Below are 25496 nucleotides of genomic sequence, written 5' to 3'. Positions count from 1 at the left end.
CGAGCCTGTCAACGGTGCGTGACAGGCTCGGTTCGGCTTGATGTCAGCAGTGTTACGTCACACCTCTGCGTAGCTGAGCTGCGGCTTTGCCTCCGAGGCCGATGTGGCGTGGGTCTCCGAGGCGGCCGGGCGGCGAAGGTATACGGCCCAGGTGACCGCGAAGCAGGCGCCGTAGAAGGCGAGGAAGGCGACGAAGGCGCCGGTGCCGGAGCCCACGGTGAGGAAGGACTGGCGGAAGGCGAGGTTGATGCCGAGTCCGCCGAGCGCGCCGACCGCGCCGATGAGGCCCATGGAGGCGCCGGAGAGCCGGCGGCCGTAGGCGGCGGCGTCCTCACCGGTGAGCCCCTTGGCGAGGGCCTTGTTGTGGAAGATGCCGGGGATCATCTTGAACGTCGAGCCGTTGCCGAGGCCGGACAGGACGAACAGGGCGATGAACGCGGTGGTGAACAGCGGCAGCGACTTCTGCATCGAGGCCACGATGATGACCGAGGTCGCGACGGCCATGGCGACGTAGTTCCACAGCGTGATCTTCGCGCCGCCGAACCGGTCGGCGAGCGAGCCGCCGACGGGGCGGATCAGGGAGCCGAGCAGCGGGCCGATGAAGGTGACGTAGGCGGCCTGCAGCGGCGTACGCCCGAACTGGGTCTGGAGCACCAGCCCGAAGGCGAAGCTGTAGCCGATGAACGAGCCGAAGGTGCCGATGTAGAGGAAGGACATGATCCAGGTGTGGGCGTCCTTCACGGCGTCCTTGGCGGCACCGGTGTCGTTCTTCACGGACGAGATGCTGTCCATCTTCAGCCATGCGAGGGCGGCGGCGATCACGATGAACGGGATGTAGATCCCGAGCAGGACGCGCGGGCCGGCGCTCGCGCCGATGACCGCCAGGCCGACGAGCTGCACCACGGGCACGCCGATGTTGCCGCCGCCGGCGTTCAGGCCGAGCGCCCACCCCTTCTTACGGAGGGGGAAGAAGGCGTTGATGTTGGTCATGCTGGAGGCGAAGTTTCCGCCGCCGACACCGGCCAGCATCGCGCACAGCAGGAACGTGGTGAACGACGTCCCGGGCTCCATCACGGCGAAGGCGGCGACCGTCGGCAGGAGCAGCATGCTCGCCGAGATGACGGTCCACATCCGGCCGCCGAAGATGGCGACGGCGAAGGTGTACGGCACCCGGACGATGGCGCCGACCAGCGTGGCCATCGAGACGATCGTGAACTTGTCGGCGGGGGTGAGTCCGTACTCCGGCCCCATGAAGAGCACCATCACGGACCACAGGGTCCAGATCGAGAACCCGATGTGCTCGGAGAGGACGGAGAAGAAGAGGTTGCGCCTGGCGACCTTCTCTCCGGTCTCCTCCCAGAACGTCTCGTCCTCGGGGTCCCAGTGATCGATCCAGCGGCCTCCCCTGCTTGCGGCGGGGGCTGTGCTAGGGGCTGTCATGACGCCTCCACGGTACTTCGGGGCTCGGTCGCACTACGAGTGGCTGATCCCGAAGGTAGGGAGAGCTCGTTTCCGCCCTGTGGCACCGGGTGACCGGAAAGGAACTTTGCTCTCACCCGGCGAGGAGGGGGGATGAGAGGTTGTGTTGGTCGTCCCTATATAAGGGCGAGATATAGGGACGGGGCGCGGGGCGGGCGCAGAGGTGGGCACAGGGGCCGTGTCAGCGCTGCGGGGGCTGCCAGTGGGGGTTCTGCTGGGGGTGGGGTGGCTGGGGCTGCGGGGGCTGCTGGGGGCTCTGCTGCTGAGGGTAGGGCTGCGGCTGGTACGGCTGCTGGGGCTGAGGTTGGCCGTACGGCGGCTGGGGCTGCGGCTGCTGCGGGGAGGCGTACGGGCCTGAGGTCTGGGGAGCGCCGTAGGGACCCGGTGCCGGCTGGTTCCCGTACGGGCCGGGGGCCGGAGCGGCGGGCTGGCCAGGGTAGGCACCCGGCGCGGCGGGCTGAGCGGGATACGCACCCGGCGCGGCAGGCTGAGCGGGATACGCACCCGGCGCGGCAGGCTGGCCGGCGTACGGGCCGGGGGCCTGCTGCCCGTAACCGGCGCCGGCGGGGTTGCCGGGGGTGGGGGCCGGGGCCTGCTGGCCGTAGGGCCCGGCGGCGTACTGCCCCGGCATCTGCGCGCCGGGCGGCAGGTACCGCACCCGCCCGCTCTCCTCGGTGAACGGTGTGAACCCGGCGGCCTGCAGCCGGGCGGCGAACTTGGCGTTGCGCTTGCGGTTGACGAAGAAGACCACGCCGAGGAACGCCATGAAGAACGCCCACGTGAGGAACGCCGCGATCCAGGCTTCGGCGTCCGCGCCCAGCCGCACCCCGAGGATCCCGGCGCCGATCGTGAGACCGATGGCCGTGTAGCCCGCCCGCTTCTCGTTCTTGCCGGTGAGGTCGAAGTTGATACGGGCCTTGAGAAGCTCGAAGGCGTCCGGGACGAGGGGCGGCAGGGAGACCCCGTCACTGGCGTTCGGGTACTGCGCCCAGTTCTGCAGGGCGCGGGCGCGGGCCTGGGGGCTGGGGTCGGGCGCGATCATCATGATGAGCGCGCCGTTGCGCCCGCTGCTCTGCCGTACGTCCAGGTACTCGTACCCGAACTGCTGGGCGACGAAGGCCAGCGTGGCGAGCTTCTTCACGGAGGCCATGGGACTGGTGAGCTCGACGGGCCCCCCACCCGCCATCAACTGCAGCATCTTCTGCACTTGCCGCTTGCTCATCAGCCACCCACTCCCCCACCGGCCCACTCCGGCGACCCCGTTCACTTCCGCAACCCAGTCAGTGTTCCACGGGGGGTCTGACAGTCGTTACCTGGGCGGGCGGGCTTCACAGGATCTTGGTGGAACCTTGCCGCGGGAGTGGTGGGCCGCCGAATCGTGCAGTGACGCCTGGATGCGCGAGTGCGTAATCGAGTGCGTGATCACGCAGCCACCCCTCGCACTCGCTCCCGCCTATCGCCACCCACCTCGAACCACAGCAGCTTTCCCGCACCCCGGTCGAGCAGGCACCCGTCGCTCAAGGACCAGCCGCCCCAGCAGTCGGCGTACTCCTGGACAAGGAGCAGTCCGCGCCCGCCGAGGGCGTCCGCCGGTGCGGGCGGGACGCGGGCTCCGGGCGGCTGGTCGAAAGGGGACGGGATGTATGAGCTCGTGTCCCAGACACCCACCCGCAGTCGCCCGTCGCTCAGGGCGGTCAGACGGAGGGAGGCGGGACCGTTGGTGTGCCGGTAGGCATTCGTGACCATCTCGGAGACCAACAGCTCAACCTCGTCCAGGACTTCATGTCTTTCGTGGCCGCTCAGCACCGACCGCACGGTCATACGTGCGACCCGTGCCGCGCGGGGGTCGTGGGGCAGGCGGAGGGCGTACACCCAGGTGTCGGCGAGGGATACGGTGCCCATGGAAACCTCCAGAAACTCCATCAGAGAAGGGACTTGGGCTCGCTCAACGACCACGCCTAGCGGTGGCTTTGCCTGGGTTGGTGCGCTTCCGGCTATGGGCGGGGGGAGTTGGGCGGTATGAGGACTAAGGTAGGACCATGACGGGAGATGAATCTTCCAAATCTTGGAGAGATACCCACAGTTCCCTCATGTGGGCTACAGGAGCGCCGCGTCGCGGCTCGGAAGGAGGTGCCCTTGCCACCCACCAACAACCCCACCTTGCGCCTACGGCGTCTCGGCGCCGAACTGCGCAAACTCCGTGAGCGTGCCGGGTTCACCGTCACCGAGGCAGCCGCACAGCTGGGCGTCAACCAGGGCCGCGTCAGCATGATCGAAACAGGCCGCAGCCCCCTGAGCGCTGACCGTGTCCGAGCGGTGGCGTCCGCCTACGACTGCTCGGACGAGGCCCTGATCGACGCCTTGGCGGCGATGACCGGACGTCGTACGCGCGGCTGGTGGGAGGAGTACCGCGAGCACCTGCCCGCCGCGCTGGTCGACCTGGCCGAACTCGAACATCACGCCGCCGGCTTGCGCGTTGCCCTCGCCATGCACATCCCGGCGCTACTGCAGACGACAGACCACGCCCGCGCCCTCTTCCGTGCCGTGGTGCCGCCCATGCGGCAGTACGAGATCGAGCACCGCCTCACCCACCGCATCAAACGGCAGGGCATCCTGCACCGGGAGACCCCGCCTCCGTACTCGGCGATCATCCACGAGTCGGCCCTGCGGATGGGCTTCGGCGGCCCCGCCGTGAAGCGCGGCCAGCTCAAGCATCTGCTCGACATGAGCGAGCTGCCGAACGTCACCGTCCAGGCGATCCCCTTCGACACGGAGTACTACCCGAGCACGGGCCAGTCTTTCGACTACATCGTGGGCCCGGTCCCGCAGCTCGACACCGTGCAACTCGATACGCACCACGGCGGCTGCGGATTCCTGGATGCCGAGGCACAGTTGAGCAAGTACCGTGCCGTGCTCGACCACATGGAGTCCTGCGCCCTCGGCCCTGCCGAGTCGCGCGACTTCATCCAGAGCCTCATCCAGGACACCTGAGAGAGACCGACCGTGCAGACCCTCCACTGGCAGAAGTCCACTTACAGCGGCGACAGCTCGAACTGCGTCTACATCGCCGCCACCCCCACCGGAGCCATCCTCCTCCGCGAAAGCGATGACCCAGAGACGATCCTGACGACCGGCTCCCGGCAACTCGGCGCACTGATATCCGCCCTCGGGGCGCCGGAGCGATCCAGGCAGCCAAGCGAGCGCTGATCACGCAGACGGCCCCCGCCGTTCAGTCTGGCAGGACGACCATGTGGGCGGGAGGTACGCCGGGCATGGGGGGGAGGACGCGGAATTCGCCGGTCACGAGTACGTCTCGCACAACGCGGTAGACGTTCTCGACCGCCGGGCCGCGGTACTCCTGGAACGTCGGCGTGGCCTGAAGGAGCAGCGATCCGTTGGGCAGTGCGATCACGGAGTGAAAGGCCTGCGAATCCCACAGGGCGTCAGCGCCTCCCAGTCTGACGGCAATGCTGGCGGAGATGACCATGAGCCATGAATAGCCCCGCAACTCCGAGCGCCATCGAGGAGTGTTGGCCGTCGGGTCACCGGCCTCGCCCCGGAGGAAACGCTCAAGCTCCGTCATTTCGCCAGAGTGACGGTAGGAGACATGCCCGAACACGACGTTGTACCGATCGCATACCCACCGGGCGGACCTTAGTAGGCGGTCCTGTGTATCCTGGGCCCTTTCCGGATCGAGTAGTTCCGCCTCATCCACGTGAACAACCAACTTCACATATTCCGGTAGGTGCTCATCAAATGTGACTGAGATCCAGACGTCGGGGTCGCCCATTTCGCCGTCAGACGTGAATTCTCCACTCTCAATGGAGATCGACTCCGCCCGCTCGTCGATGAGACTCCTCAGCCAGGGGAAAATCTCCGGCGTGTAAGGGTTGTAGCGGACGCCGAAAGAGTCACGCGGCGCCGCCGAAACATACGACCATTGGTTCGAATCACCCCGTCGTTTCAAAGCGGGAACCCGAGAGAGTCCTTTATCAGAGATTCTGTACCGGCCAGCCCTCTGCAGTATCTCGGCTCCCGCATATTCTCGGACGCCCTCGGTGAGCCAGCGGAACGCACAGTCGTGCAAGGCGCCGGAGTCGGTGTCGAACACCGTGAACTCCATCACCAGCGCATGTGAAAGGTCGGCATTGATCGCATCGAGGATGTCCACTGAACCCGTCTCCCGTTGAGCCTCCTGTTGACTCTACTCAAGACCGAACGGGCTCGTCACCATCTTCCCGACCACATAAAGGGCTGTCGCAGCGATGGCCCCCAGTGCGATGTTTCTCTGCTGTTCGGGAGTCGGCTGCCACACCTGAATGCTCACCGGAGCGTAGACGCTGGAGGCTTCATGCCCCTTGGGGGTCTTGAAGGACTGCTTGCGCGTCCACCAGCCCACCACCCCTTGGAACCTAGGCCCCTTGTGCGGCGATCCTAGCCGCGTTCGCGTCGACTGCACGACCAGTTGCTGCTTGGGGTTCAACGGATCGATCGTCGCCAGCTGGGGGAGTTCATGACCTCGCTGAACGGTCTTGCCGTACTTGCGCTGCTCCCTTTGCATCGCCCTGACATAGCGGTCGAGCTGGGCAGGTGCGTCCTTTTCGGCAGTCTTGGCGGACTTCACTTCCCAGATGAAGATGTAGTCATCGAAGTAAACGACTACATCGGCGGATCCGTCCCCGGTCTTCCCTGTACCACCGCCGGCTATCTTCACATTGGTCCTGACCTGCACTTCGGGATTCTGCCAGTAAATAGCCGACAGATATGCGGCGATCGTTTTGACGGCGGCATTGTGGCGTATGGTGTCGGCCACCATCTCCTTACTGTCTCGGCCCTTTTTGTCCGTTGACGTTTCGCCACCACGGGGTACACCGGGGTTGGTCGGCCGCGAAGTGGCCTCGGGATGTGGCTCGCTGTGGCCCGTTCCGTCGTCGATCCACAGGCCCGTGGGGTCGGCGTGCGAGATCGGGCTGTTGTTGGAGTAGGCGTACCCGTTCATCTGCAGCGGATCCGCAACGTCGATGACCGGGTCCACGGAGAGGAAGCGGCCGGAGTTCTGGTCGTACTCGCGGGCGCCGATGTGGGTCAGACCCGTTGCCGCGTCGTCGATGCCCACGCCCAGATAGCTGCGCTTGTTGGGCCAGCTGGTCGGCTTGGTGCCCCGGGTCTCGCCGTACGGCTTGAAGGCGCGGCGGGTAACCGTCTGGCCGCTCGCCACCTCCACCGACGTGTTCGCGGTGCCCAGGTGGTCCGTGAGCAGGACGTTCAGCTTGTGGCCCGTCGTCGCGCCGTTGCTCGTGGTCCGGGTGAGCGTAGGTGCGCCGGGCTGGGCGTAAGAGCGGGAAGCCTTGGTGATCGTGCCCGTGGCGTCCGTGGTCACCTCGGTCTCGCCCAGGTAGAGCGTCGAGCCTGACGGCGAGTTCTCCAGGATGCGGTTGCCGGCGGCGTCGTAGACGTACGTCGTCTTCTTGCCGTCGTCGGTGATCGTGTCGAGCTTGTTCTCGGACGTCCAGGTCAGGCTCTGTGTGGTGGCGGGCAGGTCACGGGTCTCGGTGTTGCCCAAGGCGTCGTACGTGTAACTGCTGCCCCTGCCCGCCGGGTTGGAGCTGATGGACTTCATCGTGTGCGGCTGGGCGGTGGTGCCATAGCCGTACGTGTAGGTGACGTTCTTGGTCGCGTCCGCCGGGTCGTGTTCCGTCAGCGTGGCGCGGTTGCCCAGCCAGTCGAAGGTGAACGACTGGCGGTATGCCGTCGCACCCGTGGCCACAGTCGTCGCGTCCGCAGCCGTGGCCGCGAGGGTCGATGACAAGGAAGCGTCCGGACTCGACTTGTCGCTCGCCGTGTCTGGGGCATGGGCCACGGGGCCGGAGGAGTTCCGGTAGTCCGTGCGATAGCCCCACGTCGTGCCGTTCGACGCCTTGCAGCCGGTAGCGTTGCCAGCCGGGGTGATGTTCGAGGTCCAGGCGTTCACCAACTCGCCCATCACGTCGTACGTGAAGCACTGGGTGTCCCACGTTTCGCCCGAAGCATCCGACAGCTTGCGGGAGTTCGACGTGATGGTGCCGGTCACGTCGTACGAGTAGTAGCTGTCGGTGATGCGGTGCGGGCCGGACGTCTCGCGGTCGGCGACCGTGCGCTGGAGGCGGCCCGTGTGCGGGTCAACGAAGTTGGTGGTCCAGACCCGGTAGGGCTGGGAGCCGGAGACCGTCCGCAGGACCTCGCCGTACGGCGAGTAGGTGACGTCGGACGTGTACCAGTTGATGCCCGAAGTCGACTCGGCCAGGCCGTCACCGTTGTAGCGGGTGACGACCTTCTCCTTCGCCAGTCCGCCCACGGCAGGCAAGGTGACCGACAGCGGCTTGCCGGTCTGGGAGTAGGTGTACGCGTATGCGTACGTGCCCGCCAGGCCGGCCGTGAGCGTGCTCGACGGGATCACCGTCTCGCTGCCCGTGGGGCGGTAGTCGGTGTCGTAGCCGGTGACGCGGTTGATGTAGTCGCCGTTCGCGGTGTGCCGGGTCGACGCGACCGGCTGGCCCAGTGCGCCCGGCAGGGTGTCGTACGTGAACGACTTGACCGGAGCTGCGGTTGCCGAGCCCTCACGGACGAACCTGACCCGGCCGAGTTCGTCGTACTCCGTGTACGTCGTCCGTGACTTGGCGTCCGTCACCTTCACCGGGCGGTCGGCGTCGTCGTACCAGGTTTCCGTCCTGCCCGTGTCCGGATCGGTAGTCGACGTCACGCGGCCACGGGCGTCGTACGTGTAGCTCCAGGTGTTGCCTGCCGGGTCGATGACCTTTGTGCGATAGCCGCGGGCGTCGTACTCGTACGTCGTCTTGCGGCCGCTGCTCTCGGAGGTGGCGGCGTCCCAGTTGGCCGTGGCTACGTTGTCCTTGTAGTGACGGATCGCGGTGACCCGGCCAAGGGCGTCGGTGTACGTGCGCGTCTGGGGGGCCGTCGAGCCCACCGGGTCCGTGAAGGCGCTGGTGTCCGTATAGAAGGTGTACGACACGTGCCGGAAGGCATCGCCGTGGTACGTCAGCTGTATCGAAGGCCGTTCCAGACCGTCGTAGCGGTTCTCGACCCGGCTCGGGATCAGCGCGTTCGATCTCGGCGCGAACAACTCGGCCGCCGGCTCACCCTTCGCTAGGTAGCCGCTCGTCTGCTCACTGGCCAAGCCGTGGTCGTCATACTTCGTGTCGGTGATGATCCGGCCGGGGCCGTGCGCCTCGGACTGGGTCTGGACCTGGCGCATGAGGCCGTCGTAGATCGTCACCTGACGGCTGTACGTACCGTCGTCCTTCAACGTCTTCGTGGTGACCGCGGCGGGCCTGGTCTCGGCAGAGTTGGCCACAGCTGCCTGGTACGCGATCTCCACATCCGGGGACTTGCCGCCCGAGGAACGCGACGGCGACCACCCCTTCACCAGGCGGCCGAGCGCGTCGTACTCGTTGCGCATGACCCGGCCGTTGGCGTCGGTGACCGTCAGTGCCAGGCTGCGACCCGGATCGAAGGTCGTGATGACAGCGTGGCCCTTGGCGTTGATCGTCTTGACCGAGGTGACCGGCCCGCCCGTATCCCCAGGCGTGTACTGCGTCTCTGTGGTGCCGACCTCCGGATTGGTGATGGTGCGTGTGCGGCCCAGGGGGTCGTACGTGGTCTTGGTGACGACCGAGTACGAGGTTCCCGCGCCGTTGACCCCGGCAGCGGAAGTGACCAGCCCCTTCGTCGGCGTCTCGCCGTACCCCAGGCCGTCGTAGTTGTTCCGCACCGCCTTGATGAGCTTGGTCGCCGGGTCCGCTGTGTCGTGGGCCACGCAGGACGTGCCCGTACTGCGCTGCTCCTTCGGCAGACCGATCAGCCACGCGGATGTGTTGTGCACGTACGACGTCTTGGTGCAGGTCTGGTCGGAGAGGGTCTCGCCGGTGCTGCCGTTCGGCTTGACCACGGCGGTCTCCACCTGGATCGGCAGGCCGTATGTGTCGTCAACCGTCGTCAGGGTCCGGACGGCCCGCCAACTGCTGTCGACCGGCTGGATCTCCTCCGTGCGCTCGATCCCGCTGCGGTGCGCGAGCAGCGGATCCATGTCCGTGCCGTTCTCGGCCTCCCGCGGGCGGGAAGCGGTTTGCTTCGACCAGGGGTAGTTGAGCGTGCGCTTGTGGATCCGTTTGTCGGCATCCCGGTAGGTGATGGTCTCCGCCGTCATGCCCGCGTACTGCGGTGCGTCGTCAGCGAGCAGCGTGTACGTACCCGTGGAGTCCTTGACCGTCCCGCCCACGCCCTGGAAGTACCTGGTCACGGAGTACGACTGAGCCTGCGGGAAGTTCAGCTGGTTGCTGGTGCTGCTGCCCTTGGTGACGGCAACCTGGCGGTAGCCACGCCAGACGCTGTGCGTGCGCAAGGACGGGCGGGTGAACTCGTCGTCGCTCTTGGCCCAGGCGGGGTCCGTGTACTTGTACGTCGTGTGGATCGGCTTGCCGTGGGAGGTGACCTTGTCGGTCTCGGTCACGGAGTGGACGACGTACTTGTTGAACCAGGACTTCGCAGGCGTCTTCTCGTCGCCGTCGGGCGACCAGCGGACGGGGTAACAGGTGCCGTTCCTCTGGCCCTTGTCCTCGGCCGGCTCGGTGGCGCAGCCGCCCTTGTACTCGACCTCGATGTCACCGCCGAATTCCGTGGCGACCGTGCCGATGCGCGGGCGCGTGAACGCGGGGCGCTGGTCGTTCGGGCCGCTCGGCACCAGGTTCGGCAGCTGGCGGTCCTTCAGACGCGCACGCAGGGGCGAGGTGGAACCGACCGAGTACTCGGCGAAGCTGACGCCGTCCTTGTGCTGGAGGGTGCCGGTGGTGTCGCCGGGGGCGAAGCCGCGACGGGTGATCGAGTTCAGCCAGAGGCCGGGCGCCGTGTCGTGTCTGGACGACCCGGGTCCGCGCGACAGGTCAGGCCGAGAGGCGAAGGCGAAGCCCGTGACCGAGGCCGCCGCAGTCGCACGAGCGGCGAAGACAGGCACGTCAGTCGAGGTCACCGCGCTGCGCACCGCGCACTCCACCACGTGGGCGCGGCCCGACGGTCTGATGGCCAAAAAGCTGTACTCGTCGCCGATCCGGGCCAAGGTAGGCGGTGAATGGAGGGACATCGACTACAACCTCCACCGCACCAAGGCCGGCTGGGAGCCCAGGGCCACGAACGCGCGGATCGTGTTCTCGGCCGGCTCCGCGTCGCACGACGGGGAACAGCGCGCCTCCCGCGCCACCATCCGCCGGGTCTCCCTGGTGAAAGGGTTGAAGAGCGCCGCCGCAGACGAGACCGCGAGCCCCCTGGTCACCCTGACCGTCGACGGCCACTCGATCCAGCTCACCTGGCCGGGCACGGTCCCGGCCCCGATCATCGACGGGTCGCGTGCCCTGTACCCCGAGATCTTCCCGGGCGCAGACCTCGTACTGACGGCCGACGACGACGGGTTCGCCCAGTTGCTGGTCCTCAAGAACCGACAGGCCGCGGCCGACCCGCGGGCCCGGCAGATCTCCTACGGCATCACCTCCGCAACGCTGAACTTCCGGCTGGATCCGGTCACGGGCCTCGTCACAGCCGAGGACGCCTTCGCGAACGAGGTCGCGATGTCGCCGACCCCGCTGATGTGGGACAGCAGCGGCAAGCCGGCCGTCACGGACGGATCGGTCGGAGCCACCGCCCAGCCGACCACGTCGGAGAACCCCGCACCGACGGAGTCAACCACCGACGGGCCGAGCGAGAGCCCGAGCCCCACCGAGGAGCTCATCGAGACCGACGAACAGGCGGACACCGCCCCGGAGACCCTGCCTGCGGCCACCGACGGCCCCGAGCCCTCGGTGTCCGAGTCCCCGCTACCGTCCGCCCCGGCCGAGCCGACGCCCTCACCCTCGCAGACCGGCTCGGCAGCCACCCTCAGCCTTCCCGGGCTCGACGGGCCCTCGCCCGACTCGCGCGGCGAATTGGTCGAGCCGAGCCTGTCCGGGGCGACCTGGACGCTTACCCCGGACCCGGCCTTCCTGGACGACCCGGCCACCACATACCCCGTCTTCATCGATCCGTCGGTGAAAAAGCACACGCAGAACTGGACCACCGCCTACAGCCGCCATCCGAACGCCACGTTCTACAACGGCAAGGGCTTCAACAGAGGCGGTACGCACGAGGCCCGCGTCGGCTTCGAGTCCGACACCTGGGGTACCTCCCGCTCGTACTTCAATATCGCCTTCGACAAGAACCTCAAGGGCACGAAGATCACCAGCGCGAAGCTGCGCATGCTGGAGACCTACTCCTGGTCGTGCAGCACCCGTTCGATGAGCGTGCACCTCACCCGCCCCGTCAACAGCAAGACGAACTGGAAGAACGCGCCCAAGCTGCACGACGGCAACAAGTTCGCGACCAAGAGCTTCGCGCACGGATACAAGTCCGGATGCCGGGACGCATACGAGACGTTCGACGTGCGGAAGGCGGCGCAGAAGCAGGCCGACCAGGGCAAGGACACCATCACCTTCGGCCTCCGGGCACGTGACGAGCACTCGCAGTACGCGTGGAAGAAGTTCCAGGCCAACGGGGACAACGCGCCCGTGCTGGAGCTCGTCTACAACCGCAGACCCACCGTCGACTCCAAGTCACTCGACCTCGGCCCGGATGGCAAGTGCACGACCACCGAGCCGTACGTCCGCATGGGCTCGGGGAGCCTGACGTTCACCGCGCGGGGTTCCGACAAGGACAGCAACCTCGACTACCTCGACTTCGACCTGTGGCCGCACGGCAAATGGGAGACGACGGGCGATCTGCTGGGCTCCATCGGCAAGGTCTCCGTCGGCGGTGACAAGGACACCGCACTGCGCACGACGACAGGCTTCTCCACCAGCAAGCTCACCAACGGCACCCTGTACTCGTGGCGGGTGCGCGCCGTCGACGACGCCGGTACCAGCTCGAACTACGCACCGGCCAAAACGCCGTGCCGCTTCGTCCTCGACACCACCGCCCCCAGGCCGCCGAAGGTCAGCTCCACCGACTTCCCCAACGCCGACGGCAGCGAGAACGGCTTCGGCAACGACGCCGAGGACGCCAACTGGTCCACCAAGAAGTTCGGCACACCCGGGTCGTTCACGTTCCGCGCGCTCAACAGCGACGTCGTGCGCTACGAGTACGGCTTCAACTCGCCCAGCTACACCGGCAGCCTCTCCCGTACCGCCGGCACGGCCACCAGTGTCAGTGCGTCCATCTCCAACGCGAAACCGCCAACGGCAGGGCCCAACGTGCTGTACGTCAGGGCCGTGGACAGCGCGGGCAACCCCTCGCAGCCGACGAAGTACTTCTTTTATGTCACACCCCGCGACCAGGCCGACTCCCCCGGCGACTTCACCGGCGACAAGCTGCCCGACATGATGGTCGTGACCGAGGCCGGCAACCTGGCCATGTATCCCTCGCAGGCCTCCACCACCGACGTCAACAAGGGCACCGGCGACCTGGACTACTCGATGCCCGGCGCCTACCGGGAGAACCCCGACAAGGATCCCAACGGTGACGACCTGCCACCCTACGTGGCCGCGCCCAACGGCCACTTCAAGGGCGCGCTGATCACTCACAACGGTGACATCTACGGCGGCGACGGCCTCCAGGACCTGGTCGTCCGCGTCGGAGGCAAGCTGTGGGTGTACCCCGGCGACGGCTACGGCGCCGTCAATATCGACAAGCGTCGCGAGATCCTGCTCCCCGAGGGCGCCCCCAGTCCCGCCGCGCTGACGCAGGTCGTGTCGGCGGGCGACGCCACCGGTGACGGCCGGACCGACTTCTTCGCCACCATCGGCGACGAGTTGTGGGCCTTCACCGGCTACCACGGAGCGACCATCGACCAGGCGACCCGGCTGTGGTCCTCGGGTTGGACCAGCCGGGACATCGTCACCGCGATGGACGTCAGTGGTGACGGTGTCACCGACCTCCTCTACCGGTCCGACACGTCGGGCAAGCTCTGGCTGCGCAAGGGCATCGCCGCCTCTGGAGGCGGGGTCAGCCTCACCTCCCTGGGCAACGCCGGCAGTTCTGCCGGGGGCGAGGACAGCGAGTACGGCGCCTCGGGTTGGGCGGTCAGCAGCTTTCCGCTGCTGATGGGGACGCCTGACGTCAACGCCGACGGTGTTCCCGATATATGGGCCGTGCGGTCAGACGGATCTGTACGGCTCTACGCGGGCGGCCGAACGACCGTCGTGCCAGGGTCCGGCACGGAGATCATCGCGCCGGCGAGTTACTGGAAGACACGCATCGCGATCGGTTGACGCGTCTCTTGGCCGCCAGTGGACGACACTGGCGGCCAGTTGCCTTACCCGCGTGCGTGCGCCTCTGTCAGTAGAACCAGACGACGAGCCGCACCTGCTCCGGTCCGTGCAGCCCGGCCAGGGTCTTCATCACATCCCAGACGGGTGCCCAATGGCTTTCCGCCCCGGCGACCGCACTGCGGCTGCGCGCGCCGGACCCGTCGGTCTCGTTCCAGTCAGCTGCGGTCAACTCAGCCCAGCTGATCCAGGTCGTGCCCCACACGTGCCCGGACCCGCCCTCGGCATGGAACCTGTCCCTCACCCCGCTCGAGACGTCCTCCGGCAGCCCCCGCCCCTCGGCCAGAGGTCGGAATCCGAAGGAATTGCGCACGCCGAAGAGGCAGGCGAGTGCGTCATACGCGTTGCCGGTGTCGAGGACGAAGAGGTCGATGGCTTCGTGCCATATCGCGTCCTCGTCGTCCTCTCCCCAGATCCTGGCGCCGGGCCTGCACTCGATCATTCCGCTCACGTCCGTGGACATGCCCGCATTCTGCGGAGGGCCGGCCGAGGCCGTCACTCCTATTTCGCGCGGTGCCCCGCCCGCGACGAGCGCCTTCTGGTGCTCTTCGTGCCGTTCGGCCACAGCCGCGGGCTCCGCTTCGCCGCGAGGTCCTCGACCCAGCCCACTGCCACGATCATCAGCCCGATCAACGGCCAGACCAGGAAGAACATCCAGATCATGTACGTCGAGTCGAGTGCTGCCGTCGCTCGTTCGTTCTCCATGAACGGGAGGTCGTAGAGCTGGTCGAGGATCGGGACCGTGGCCATGATCAGGAGGTTGTGCCAGAGGTAGATCGTGACCGCGCGGTTGTTGGACAGCGTCACGAGCTTGTCCCACTTCGCGAGTCTGCCCGGCAGTTCCTGCCATGACGGGGAGTACTGGAGAAGGATGACCACGAAACCGAAGGACCAGGTGGCCTGGGCCAGCGGGATGTCGTTCAGGTCCCAGCCGTCGGGGCCCAGGTGGCCCGACGCCCACCACAGGCCGAAGGCCATCACGAGCGCCGAGCCGGAGACCGCCACATAGCGCGGGATCTTCGCCAGCAAGCCCTCGTGGTGGGCGAAGCCCAAAACCCAGCAGCTGCCGTAGACGGCGAAGTCCGTGACCGCGTTGCCCGTTTCGCCGGGGATGGAGACGACTCCCGTGCCCACGACCGCCGTCAGGCCCAGCGGGGCGAGCAGCGTCGGCCAGGGGGCCCTGCGGAAGGCCCACAGGAGCAGGGGGGATGCCACCACGAACCACAGGTACGCCCGCAGGTACCACAGCACACCCGCCGCCTGGACCGCCCATGTGTCCTCCAGCAGGCCGGACTTGGAGCCGATGTGCCAGGGGAACGGCGGTGCGCCGATCGGGACGATGTAGTTGAACAGTTCGAGCAGCGCCCAGGCGGGGCTGTCCTCGGTGTTCTTCGTCGGGTTCCAGCCGCCCGCGAACATCAGCACCAGCACCACCGCGCTGAACGCCCAGAGCGGGGGCAGCAATCGGCGGATACGGCCCCTGATCACACCCCACGCCGGGCGGTTAAGCGAGCGGGCCATCAGCGAGCCGGCCAGGGCGAACATCACGCCCATCGACGGGAACAGCACCGTCAGCCACGCCCAGCCGAAGAGGTGGTAGACGACCACACGGACCAGGGCTATCGAGCGGAGCAGGTCCAGGTAGCGGTCCCGGCCCGGCTTGCCCGGCTTCTTGGGGGCGGGTGGTGCGGAAGTGGGGGACTCCGGCTTCGGCGCCGGCTCCGTCGTGCGCTGCTGCGGGACGCCGTACGGCGCCGTCGTCGGCGGCCATACGGGCTCCGCGGGCCCGGCCTCCGCTCCCGTGGCGCCGGTGGCACCCGTCCCCATCGGCTGATATCCCTGCGTCATCCCACCGGCCTCCGATCACCGTCACGCGTACCTGCCGCCCGCTGCCGCGGCACCGGTCCCCCGGGTGCCTCGACGACACCCGTGCGGCGCAGCTTCTGCCAGCGCAGGCGGCCGCCGGTGAGGGCGGTGATCCAGGACTGGAGCAGGACGACGTACATGAGCTGGCGGTAGAGGATCTGCTGGAGCGGGAGCGAGATCAGGTGGGTCATTCGTTCCTTGTCCAGGCGGAAGGCGTACGCGGCGCAGACCAGCTGGATGGCCAGGACGCCCAGCCAGGCGCCGATCGTCTTCTGCGTCGGGCCGAAGATCAGGCCGTACAGCAAAAACACGTCGATCAGGGGGGCCAGCAGCGGGGCCAGGACCATGAACAGGGATACCAGCGGCAGACCGACCCTGCCGAAGCGGCCCGACGGGCCCTTCTCCACCAGCGCCTTGCGGTGCTTCCAGATGGCCTGCATCGTGCCGTACGACCAGCGGTAGCGCTGGGACCACAGCTGCTGGACCGACTCGGGGGCCTCGGTCCAGGCGCGGGCGTTCTCGGCGTAGACGACGCGCCAGCCGTCCCGGTGCATCGCCATGGTGATGTCGGTGTCCTCGGCGAGGGTGTCGTCGCTCATGCCGCCGACCCGTTCCAGGGCGGTGCGGCGGAACGCGCCGACCGCGCCCGGGATCGTGGGCATGCAGCGCAGGATGTCGTACATACGACGGTCCAGGTTGAAGCCCATCACATACTCGATGTGCTGCCAGGCGCCGATGAGGGAGTCCCGGTTGCCGACCTTCGCGTTGCCCGCGACGGCGCCCACGCGCGGGTCGCCGAAGGGCTGGACGAGTTCGCGGACCGTCGCCGGTTCGAAGACGGTGTCGCCGTCCATCATCACGATGATGTCGTAACGGGCGTTCGCCAGGCCCCGGTTGAGCGCCGCGGGCTTGCCCGCGTTGAGCTGGCGGATGACGCGGACGTTCGGCAGGCCCATCGCCTCGACGATCCTCGCCGTGCCGTCGCTCGATCCGTCGTCGACGACGATCACCTCGATCGGGTGCTCGCTCGCCATCAGGGAACGGACGGTGTTCTCGATGCACTTGGCCTCGTTGTACGCCGGGACCAGCACCGACACAGGTTCGGTGACCGGCGGTCCCCAGCGGAAGCCGCGGCGGCGCACCCGGCGCGCGTGGATGCCCGACAGCAGCAGCATCAGCACGAAGCGGCTGATGACCAGGAAGCCGATCACCGCCAGGCCGACCACCAGGACGGCCGTGATGTTGTCGGACGCCTGGACCAGGAAGATCCAGGCCTTGCCCTTCCACTCGTCGAGGCCGGTGACCTGCGTGTGGGCGCTGGGCGCGTCGAGGGCCTCGGTGAGGTTGTCGAACTCGTAGCCCTTGGCCTTCATGTCCGGCAGGAACGTGTCCAGTGCCTGGACGGTCTGGCTGCGGTCGCCACCGGAGTCGTGCATCAGGACGATCGCGCCCTTGCCGCCCTTGGGGGTGGCCCGGCGGATGATCTCGTCGACGCCGGGCTTCTGCCAGTCCTCGCTGTCGGTGTTGTTGACGACCGTGATGTAGCCGCGCTTGCCGATGTACTCGGTCACCGGCCAGGACTTGTTGTCCATGGCGTCGGCGAAGGAGGAGTACGGCGGGCGGAACAGGGACGTACGGATGCCGGCCGCACCGCTGATCGCCAGCTGGTTCTGGGACAGCTCCCAGTCGATGCGCTTCTTGGTCTGGTAGGAGAGGTCGGGGTGGTTGAAGGTGTGCAGGCCGACCTCGTGGCCCTCCTCGACCATGCGCCGGACCAGGTCCGGGTGGCGCGAGGTCATGGTGCCGGTGACGAAGAAGACCGCGTGCGCGTCGTGCTTCTTCAGTACGTCCAGGACCCTGGGGGTCCAGGTCGGGTCCGGGCCGTCGTCGAAGGTGAGGACCAGTCGGTGGTCCTGCAGCCGCAGGCTCTCGGTGCGGCCGCTGCGGGTGTCGATGACGGGGCCGCCCTTGAGGATCTTCTCCGGCACCTTGTCGGAGGCGGCGGCGGGCTGGACGCGATGGTCGGCCAGGATCTCGTTGTGGACGTAGCCCCGCAGCATCAGCATCGCCATCAGCGCGACCAGAACGAGCGAGGGCAGCAGCAGGCGCATGGGCACGCGGCGGCGCGGGGAGCCGTCACGGGCTCCGGTCGCGGGCCTGCGACGGCGGGTGCGGGAGGCCATCAGAGGGTGTACTCCGGGGACGGGGCGGCGGACGAGGAGGCGGTGTCGTCCGGCTCCTGTGCGAGGGGGGACGGGTCGCTCGGGCCGTTGGCGACCGTGCCGGGGCCCGGGTCGGCGGTGGTCGGCGTGTCGGTCGGCTCCAGGGTGGGGCCGCCGCCGTCCGTCGGGGTGGGGTCGGGGTCGCTGGTGGGCTCGGTGGTCGGGTCGGGGTCCGGGGTGGGGTCCGTGCCCGGGTTCGTGGTGTTCCTCGTGACGGTCGGCCCGGGGTCGGCGGACGCGGCCGGGTCCTCGGCACCGGCGGACGCGCCGGGTGCGGTGGCGTCGGCGTCCGGGGACAGGGACGTACCGGAACTGGCCGTCGGGGAAGTCCCCGGGGAGACGCTGCCGGTGCCGGAGGGCTGCGGTGCGGACTCCGCGGGCAGTGGCGGCGTGTCGACCTGGCCGGCCGGCTGCTCGTCCTTGGGGTTCTCCACGGGCAGCCAGGGGGCGTCGGAGTTGCCGGACAGGAGCGTGGCGAGGATGACCACGGCGTAGACCGCGCAGGCGAGGCCCACGGCCATGCCGATACGGCGGTAGAGGCGGCTGCGGCGGCCCGACTCGTCGACGAACACCGGCCCGTCGGAGGCGTCCGCGGCGCCGGCCGGAGCGCTCTTGGCCGCGCGCAGCATGTTGTCGAGGTGCAGGCCCACGCCGTCGAGCTGGACGGTGACCTCGTGGGGATCGTGAGTGGCGCCGGACGCGGTGGCCGCGTCGGGCCGCGCGGGTTCCTCGGGCTCGCTCCACGGGTCGCGGACCGCGGAGATGCGCGTCTCGGCGGGCGCCGGGTACGCGTCGCTTCCGGCCGAGTGGAACGCGTCGGTTCCGGCCGGCTGGAACGCGTTGGTTTCGGCGGACTGGAACGCGCTGGTTCCAGGGGACCGGGGCGCGTCGCTTCCGGCCGCCGGGAACGCGTCGCTCCTGGGGGCCGCGAACGTGTCGTTTCTCGGGGCCGACGGCCGGTCGAAGGCCGACCACGCGTCCGTCTTCCCGTTCCCGCCGGTCCGGCGCCCGTCGGCCAGGCGCCCGTCGGCCGCCTCCCCGACCGCCGGCAGCACCGCGGTCTCGTCGGCGTCTGCAGCGGCCGCCCTGGGGCGGACTCGCAGGATCGCTGTCTCGTCGGCGCCCGAAGAGGCACGCCCGCCACCGTGAGGTATCTCCGTCTCCCTTGCCTCGGATCGGGAGCGAAGGCCCTGACCAGGGACCTCGGTCTCCCCGGTCGCCGGGAAGGCCTGGGTGTCACCCCTGGCACCCCCCGCGGAAGAAACGCCACCGGACCTGGAGGCGGCCTCGGGCCACTCCGGTTGGGCGTCTTCTCGCCAGTTCTTCACGTGCACGCACATCCCCCCACGGGACCGTTCTGGGTGCGCGCACGACACTGAGCACCCGTCGCCGTACCGAGCCCCCACCCGGCCGAGCGCCCCCCTTTACCACACCGTGCTCAGGCCATGAATGTAGCGCACGCGGAGGTTTCGTGGTTGCCGAGTGTCAGTTGTGAACGCTCCCAGCGGCCAGATCGATGGCCGGAATCCATCCCCCGGCGGGCCTCACCAGCCAGCTCTCCTCGGCGGTGATCTGCGCCGCAGCACGCCGAAGGGCGTCGAGCGCGGGGTGCACCAGGCCCTTTCGCCACACCAGTGACACGGGTGACAGGGGCACGGGATCGGTCAAGGGGCGCAGCACGGTACCGGGCATGGCCGGAAAGTCGACGACGACGAGGACGAGGTTCCGCATCTTGGCCATGATCCGCTGGAACTCCTCGTCACCGACGGCGAGCGGCGCCGGCGGTGCCACCTCTATGCCCCGCCCGTCGAACAGCCGGTGCGCGAGGTCGGTCCACTCCGGGGTACGGGGGTTGCCGGCGCCGGCGTACACGGTCTCGCCGGCCAGCGCGTCCAGCGGCACCTGCTCCAGTTCCGCCAGCGCGTGGTCCTCGGGCAGCAGGATCGCCATCGGCTCGTAGCGGACCGGCTGGTGGTCGAGGCCCGCCCGCAGGGCCGGATCCAGGCCCGCGAACCGGCCGAAGGACGCGTCCAGCCGCCCCGCGACGATCTCGCCGGCCGCACCCGTCAGACCGCTCTCGTAGCGGGCCATCAGCTCGAGCTCGGGGGCGAGTTCACGGGCCCGGTGCAGGACCCTGCGGCCGGTGACCAGGCCGGGCGAGTTCAGGTCCACCAGCAGCGGGCGGGCCTGCCCGAAGGCGGCGAGCAGGTCGTCCTGGGCCTGCAGGGCACGGCGCGCGTACGGCACCAGCCGCTCGCCGTCGCCCGTCAGCGTGACCTGCCGCGTCGTCCGCACGAACAGCTCGGCGCCCAGCTCCCGCTCCAGCCGCCGTACGTCCCGGCTGAGCGCCTGCTGCGCGACGTAGAGACGGGCCGCGGCGCGGGTGAAGTGCAGTTCCTCCGCCACCGCGAGGAAGGCGCGCAGGAGGCGGGGGTCGAGGTGAGCGGGGTGGGCGGGCATGCCGCGAACCTACAACCCGGGTACGACTTACAACACAGGCGCGTGAATCCTCGACGAACAGGTGTTGGACCCCTTGATCCACTCCGGGCGACGGTGGACCCATGCCGCAACCGCCCTACAGGGAAGCCCTGAACGCCTCCAAGTCCTCGAGCTCCTCGAACGCCCCGTCACCTCCCCTGCTCACCGTCACCGCCGACACCCTCGTCGCCGTCGACTTCGGACCCCGGACGAGGAGCCGCCCGCCCGGCCCGTACCGCCGGCTCCTCGCCCGCCCCGGCGCCCGTGCCTTCACCGCCGGGAACCTGATCGCCCGCCTGCCCATGGGCATGTTCAGCGTGAGCGCGGTCGTGATGATCGCCGGTTCGCGGGGGTCGTACGCCCTCGCCGGCGCCGTCACCGCGACCGGCCTCGCGGCGACCGGGCTGGTCGCCCCCTTCGTCGCACGGCTCGTCGACCGGTACGGGCAGGCCCGGATCGCCGTACCCGCCACGCTCCTCGCGGCGCTGGGCAGCCTCGCGCTGCTGCTGTGCGTGCGCCACGACGCCCCCGACTGGACCCTCTTCGCCGCGTACGCCGCCACCGCGACCACGCCCAATACCGGCGGCATGTCCCGCGCCCGCTGGGCTCATCTGCTGAAGGACGACGCCGAGTCCCTGCACACCGCGAACTCCTTCGAACAGGCCGCCGACGAACTGTGCTTCATGCTGGGCCCGGTGCTCGCCGCCTTCCTCTGCGGGACGTTCTTCCCGGAGGCCGGGACGCTGGTCGGCGTGGTGCTCCTCGTGACGGGCGTGCTGGTCTTCGCCGCCCAGCGGTCGACGGAGCCGCCGCCTCGGGGCCGTACGGCCGATGCATCCGGCGATGCCTCCGGCACGACGGCCACCTCGCCCCTTCGCGCCCCCGGCACGCCCCCGCTGCTGGCCGTATGTCTCGCCATGGGCTCGGTGTTCGGCTCGACGGAGGTCGTCACCATCGCGTTCGCGGACGCGCAGGGCCACCGGACGGCGGCGGGCGTGGTGCTCGCCCTGCAGGCGGCGGGCTCCTGTGCGGCGGGCCTGTGGTACGGCCGGCTCCGGCTGTCCGGTCCCGCCGAGTACCGCTACCCCTGGTGCATAGCCGCGATGACCGCTCTGCTGACGCTTCCCCTGCTCGCCGCGTCCCTCACCGGCTCGCTCCTGCTGCTGTCGGTCGCCCTGCTGGTCTCCGGCATGGCCACGGCCCCGACCATGATCACCAACATGGCCCTGGTCCAGCAGCGCACCCCGGACGGCCGCCTCAACGAGGGCATGTCCCTTGCGGTGACCGCCCTGCTCGGCGGCATCGCGTGCGGCAGCGCGACCGGCGGCTGGATGGCGGAGCACCTGTCCCCGACGGCCGGATACGGCGTGCCGATCACCGCGTCGGCAGCGGCACTGCTCATCGCGCTCGCAGCTACCCCCTCAGGAGCGCGGGGCTGAACCGATCCGCGGCATCGCGTGCGGCAGTGCGCACGGGCGCGGCCCCTCGCAGGAGACGTTGTCCCCGCGGCGCGGCGTCGCCCCGGTCGCGGCGGGCCCACAGGTGGGCGGCGAGGGGGTGGTTCAGGAGGTCGTTCAGCGAGCCGAGTAGCGGACTTACCGTCACGATCCACGCCCGGGCGGCCGTCGGCGTCATCGTCACGGGCACCCCTTTCCGGCATAAGCCATTGACGCGCCTTCAGCTCGCACATACCTTCGCCAATCGAAGCGCTTCGACGCTCGCCGTCGAAGCGATTCACCGACCGCAGCGCGGCATCACCGTAGACGCAGTCACGTAAGGACCCCCACATGAAGTTCACCGACGGCTACTGGCTGCTGCGCGAGGGCGTCACCGCGGCCCACCCCGCCGAAGTCCTGGACGTCACCGAGTCGGACGGCTCGCTGGAGATCCACGCGCCGACCCGGCCCATCCGCTCGCGCGGCGACCTGATGACGGGACCGGTCATGACGATCAACGCGCACACGCCGATGCCCGACGTCATCGGCCTCACCCTCACCCACTTCGCGGGCGAGCAGCCCCGCGGCCCCGAGTTCGAGATCGCCGAGTCCGAGGAGACCGCCCCGCAGATCTCGTACGACGAGGAGCACGCGACCCTCACCTCCGGCGCCCTGTCGGTCCGGGTCGCCCGCACCGGCTCCTGGCACGTCGAGTTCCTGGCCGGCGGCCGTACGCTCACCTCCAGCGGGCACAAGAGCATGGGCATCATGCGGGACTCGAGCGGGGCGCACTATCTGCGCGAGCAGCTGAACCTCGGTGTCGGCACGTCCGTCTACGGCCTCGGCGAGCGCTTCGGTCCGCTGGTCAAGAACGGACAGGTCGTCGACATCTGGCAGGCCGACGGCGGCACCTGCAGCGAGCAGGCGTACAAGAACGTCCCCTTCTACCTCACGGACGCGGGCTACGGCGTCTTCGTCGACCACCCGGGCAAGGTCTCCTTCGAGGTGGCCTCCGAGGTCGTCTCCCGGGTGCAGTTCAGCGCGGAGACACAGGAGTTGACGTACTACGTCATCTACGGCCCGACCCCGAAGGACATCATCCGCAAGTACACGGCCCTGACCGGCCGCCCGGCGCTGCCGCCCGCCTGGTCCTTCGGCCTGTGGCTGTCGACGTCCTTCACGACGTCGTACGACGAGGAGACGGTGACGTCCTTCGTGGACGGCATGAGGGAGCGCGAACTGCCGCTCTCCGTCTTCCACTTCGACTGCTTCTGGATGCGCGAGTTCAACTGGTGCGACTTCCAGTGGGATCCGCGGGTCTTCCCGGACCCGGAGGGGATGCTGGCCCGGCTGAAGGCGAAGGACCTGCGGGTCTGCGTCTGGATCAACCCGTACATCGCGCAGCGCTCGCCCCTGTTCGCGGAGGGCAAGGCGCTCGGGCACCTGCTGAAGCGGCCGGACGGCAGCGTGTGGCAGTGGGACCTGTGGCAGCCCGGCATGGCGCTGGTCGACTTCACCTCCCCCGCCGCCCGCGACTGGTACGCAGCGAAGCTGGAGGCGCTGCTCGCGCAGGGCGTCGACTGCTTCAAGACCGACTTCGGCGAGCGGGTGCCGGTCGACGTGCGGTGGTCCGACGGCTCCGACCCGGAGCGGATGCACAACTACTACACCTACCTCTACAACCGCACCGTCTTCGACGTGCTGCGCAAGCACCGGGGCGAGGAGGAGGCGGTGGTCTTCGCCCGCTCGGCGACGGCGGGGAGCCAGAAGTTCCCGGTGCACTGGGGCGGCGACTGCGAGGCGACGTACGAGTCGATGGCGGAGTCGCTGCGGGGTGGCCTGTCGCTGGGGCTGTCGGGCTTCGGGTACTGGAGCCACGACATCGGCGGCTTCGAGGGCACACCGTCGCCGGCGCTGTTCAAGCGGTGGCTGGCGTTCGGCCTGCTGTCCTCCCACAGCCGCCTGCACGGCTCGTCGTCGTACCGGGTGCCCTGGCTGTTCGACGAGGAAGCCGTGCACGTGGCCCGGCAGTTCACCCGCCTCAAGCTGCGGCTCATGCCCTACCTCTACGAGGCCGCCCGCACCGCCCACACCGAGGGCGTGCCGATGATGCGGGCGATGGTGCTGGAGTTCCCGGACGACCCCGGGTGCGCGCATCTGGAGCGGCAGTACATGCTGGGCCCGGACCTGCTGGTGGCCCCCGTCTTCAGCGACGAGGGGGACGTCGCGTACTACGTCCCCGAGGGCACCTGGACCCACTTCCTCAGCGGGGAGACGGTGACCGGTCCGCGCTGGGTGCGTGAGCGGCACGGGTTCCTGAGTGTGCCGCTGCTGGTGCGGCCGGGTGCGGTGATCCCGGTGGGCGTGGTGGACGACCGGCCCGACTACGACCATGCCGACGGTGTCACGCTGCGGGCGTTCGGCTTGGAGCGGGGCGCGCAGGTGACGGTGCGGGTCGGGGAGGTGGCCTTCACGGTCGTACGGGAGGGAGACACGCTGCGGGCCTCCTGCGGTGACCCGTCCGCGCCCTGGGGGTTGGCGGCCGGGGAGCGCGAGGTGCGGGCGCAGGCCGGGACCGGGTTCCTCACGGTGGAGCCGGCCTGATGGTGAAGATCACTGACGTGGCGCGGCATGCCGGGGTCTCCCCCAGCACGGTGTCGTACGTGCTGAGCGGCAAGCGCCCGATCTCCGAGGAGACCCGGCGCCGCGTCGAGGAGTCCATCCGCCGACTCGGCTACCGCCCGCACGTCGGCGCCCGCGCACTGGCCGGCGGCAGGTCGAACGTGCTGGCGCTGGTCCTGCCCCTGCGGGCCGGGATCGATGTGCCGGTGGTGATGCAGTTCGCGGTGTCGGTGGTGACGACGGCGCGACGGTACGGCCATGACGTGCTGCTGATGACGCAGGAGGAGGGCGAGGAGGGGCTGCGGCGGGTCGCGGAGACGGGGCTGGTCGACGCGATGGTCGTGATGGACGTGCAGTTGGACGATCCGCGGCTGCCGCTGTTGCGGGAGCTGGACCCGCCGTCGGTGCTGATCGGGCTCCCGGCCGACTCCGACGGCCTGACCTGCATCGACCTGGACTTCACGGCGGCCGGTGAGGCGTGCGTGGAGCATCTGGCGCGACTCGGGCATCGGGTGGTGGCGTTGGTGGGGTCGCCGCCGGAGGTGTATGTGCGGGGGACGGCGTTCGCTCAGCGGGTGGTGCGGGGGTTCACGGCGGCCGCGGACCGGAACCGGCTGACGTCCGTGGTGCACCCTTGCGAGGCGTCACCGGAGGCGGCCCGCGCGGTCGCCGGGCAACTGCTCCGCGAACAACCGGCGCTGACGGGGGTGGTGGTCCACAACGAGGCCGTACTGGAACCGCTGCTCGACGCCTTCGAGGAGTTGGGGCTGCGGGTGCCGGGCGACCTGTCGGTCACCGCCATCTGCCCCGACGAACTCGCCGGGTCCATGCGTGTGCCGGTCACCTCGATCGCGCTGCCGTCCGCCGAAGTGGGGGCGGGAGCGGTCGAGTTGCTGATGCGGAAGCTGGAGAGGAAGGCCGCCCCGGAGGCGACGTTGCTGCCGCCTAGGATGACGGAGCGGGCCAGTACGGCGCGGCGGGCGGTGGCGTGAACGGCCGTTGGCCTGCACGGCGGTGAGCAGGACAGTGGGGCACGATTCCGGGTGAGCAGC

General features: G+C 69.0%; 15 protein-coding genes and 1 pseudogene. 6 read left to right on the top strand and 10 right to left on the bottom strand.

What is annotated here, in order from left to right; translation table 11 throughout:
* Positions 1–57 precede the first annotated feature (57 nt).
* From ACZ7L6_RS38815 to ACZ7L6_RS38805, 3 genes are all read right to left on the bottom strand, one after another.
* Positions 58–1440: a nitrate/nitrite transporter gene (locus ACZ7L6_RS38815; RefSeq protein ID WP_471932419.1), complete on the bottom strand. Its 1383-nt coding sequence runs from the start codon at positions 1438–1440 to the stop codon at positions 58–60.
* 220 nt (positions 1441–1660) lie between these two features.
* Entirely contained in the window at positions 1661–2701 is a 1041-nt protein-coding gene (locus ACZ7L6_RS38810; protein WP_471932417.1) for a hypothetical protein, read from the bottom strand.
* Between the two features lie 200 nt (positions 2702–2901).
* Positions 2902–3381: an ATP-binding protein gene (locus ACZ7L6_RS38805; RefSeq protein WP_471932415.1), complete on the bottom strand. Its 480-nt coding sequence runs from the start codon at positions 3379–3381 to the stop codon at positions 2902–2904.
* 234 nt (positions 3382–3615) lie between these two features.
* Between ACZ7L6_RS38805 and ACZ7L6_RS38800 the strand changes: the two genes are divergently transcribed.
* Together ACZ7L6_RS38800 and ACZ7L6_RS38795 are read left to right on the top strand one after the other, a co-directional pair.
* Entirely contained in the window at positions 3616–4470 is an 855-nt protein-coding gene (locus ACZ7L6_RS38800) for a helix-turn-helix domain-containing protein (RefSeq protein ID WP_471932413.1), read from the top strand.
* A 12-nt stretch (positions 4471–4482) separates the two neighbouring features.
* Positions 4483–4686: a DUF397 domain-containing protein gene (locus ACZ7L6_RS38795; protein ID WP_471932411.1), complete on the top strand. Its 204-nt coding sequence runs from the start codon at positions 4483–4485 to the stop codon at positions 4684–4686.
* Between the two features lie 22 nt (positions 4687–4708).
* Here the strand turns inward: ACZ7L6_RS38795 and ACZ7L6_RS38790 are convergent, their stop codons facing one another.
* A complete protein-coding gene (locus ACZ7L6_RS38790) occupies positions 4709–5650 on the bottom strand; it encodes a hypothetical protein (protein ID WP_471932409.1) in 942 nt (313 codons plus the stop codon).
* A gap of 744 nt (positions 5651–6394) precedes the next feature.
* Positions 6395–10387: pseudogene (locus ACZ7L6_RS38785) on the bottom strand (RHS repeat domain-containing protein); the annotation flags it as partial.
* A gap of 55 nt (positions 10388–10442) precedes the next feature.
* On the opposite strand from ACZ7L6_RS38785, the gene ACZ7L6_RS38780 reads away from it, so the two are divergent.
* The gene (locus tag ACZ7L6_RS38780) at positions 10443–13763 is read left to right on the top strand and encodes a DNRLRE domain-containing protein (protein ID WP_471932407.1); all 3321 of its coding nucleotides are present in this window, start codon (positions 10443–10445) and stop codon (positions 13761–13763) included.
* Positions 13764–13830: 67 nt separating this feature from the next.
* On the opposite strand, the gene ACZ7L6_RS38775 is transcribed toward ACZ7L6_RS38780, so the two are convergent.
* From ACZ7L6_RS38775 to ACZ7L6_RS38755, 5 genes are all read right to left on the bottom strand, one after another.
* Positions 13831–14283, bottom strand: a complete 453-nt coding sequence (locus ACZ7L6_RS38775) for a hypothetical protein (RefSeq protein ID WP_471932405.1) — start codon at positions 14281–14283, stop codon at positions 13831–13833.
* 38 nt (positions 14284–14321) lie between these two features.
* Positions 14322–15668 carry an acyltransferase family protein gene (locus tag ACZ7L6_RS38770; RefSeq protein WP_471932403.1) on the bottom strand — a complete coding sequence of 449 codons (1347 nt, stop codon included), beginning with the start codon at positions 15666–15668 and terminating at the stop codon, positions 14322–14324.
* Positions 15665–17869: a polysaccharide deacetylase family protein gene (locus ACZ7L6_RS38765; protein WP_471932401.1), complete on the bottom strand. Its 2205-nt coding sequence runs from the start codon at positions 17867–17869 to the stop codon at positions 15665–15667. The genes ACZ7L6_RS38770 and ACZ7L6_RS38765 overlap by 4 nt, the downstream gene beginning before the upstream one ends.
* Entirely contained in the window at positions 17869–18963 is a 1095-nt protein-coding gene (locus ACZ7L6_RS38760; protein WP_471932399.1) for a DNA polymerase III subunit gamma/tau domain-containing protein, read from the bottom strand. Before ACZ7L6_RS38760 ends, ACZ7L6_RS38765 begins: the two co-directional genes overlap by 1 nt.
* A gap of 430 nt (positions 18964–19393) precedes the next feature.
* Positions 19394–20368, bottom strand: a complete 975-nt coding sequence (locus ACZ7L6_RS38755) for a LysR family transcriptional regulator (protein WP_471932397.1) — start codon at positions 20366–20368, stop codon at positions 19394–19396.
* A gap of 101 nt (positions 20369–20469) precedes the next feature.
* Here ACZ7L6_RS38755 and ACZ7L6_RS38750 point away from each other — a divergent pair, with 101 nt between their 5' ends.
* The 3 genes from ACZ7L6_RS38750 to ACZ7L6_RS38740 all read left to right on the top strand — a co-directional run bounded on the left by ACZ7L6_RS38750 (position 20470) and on the right by ACZ7L6_RS38740 (position 25436).
* Positions 20470–21825: an MFS transporter gene (locus ACZ7L6_RS38750; RefSeq protein ID WP_471932396.1), complete on the top strand. Its 1356-nt coding sequence runs from the start codon at positions 20470–20472 to the stop codon at positions 21823–21825.
* Between the two features lie 348 nt (positions 21826–22173).
* A complete protein-coding gene (gene yicI, locus ACZ7L6_RS38745; RefSeq protein ID WP_471932394.1) occupies positions 22174–24426 on the top strand; it encodes an alpha-xylosidase in 2253 nt (750 codons plus the stop codon).
* Positions 24426–25436 (top strand): LacI family DNA-binding transcriptional regulator, encoded by a 1011-nt coding sequence (locus ACZ7L6_RS38740; protein WP_471932392.1) that lies wholly within the window; start codon positions 24426–24428, stop codon positions 25434–25436. The genes yicI and ACZ7L6_RS38740 overlap by 1 nt, the downstream gene beginning before the upstream one ends.
* The last annotated feature ends 60 nt before the right edge of the window (positions 25437–25496 follow it).

The organism is Streptomyces sp. NPDC107522, from assembly GCF_055657525.1.
This window is presented reverse-complemented; position numbering and strand designations above follow the sequence as displayed.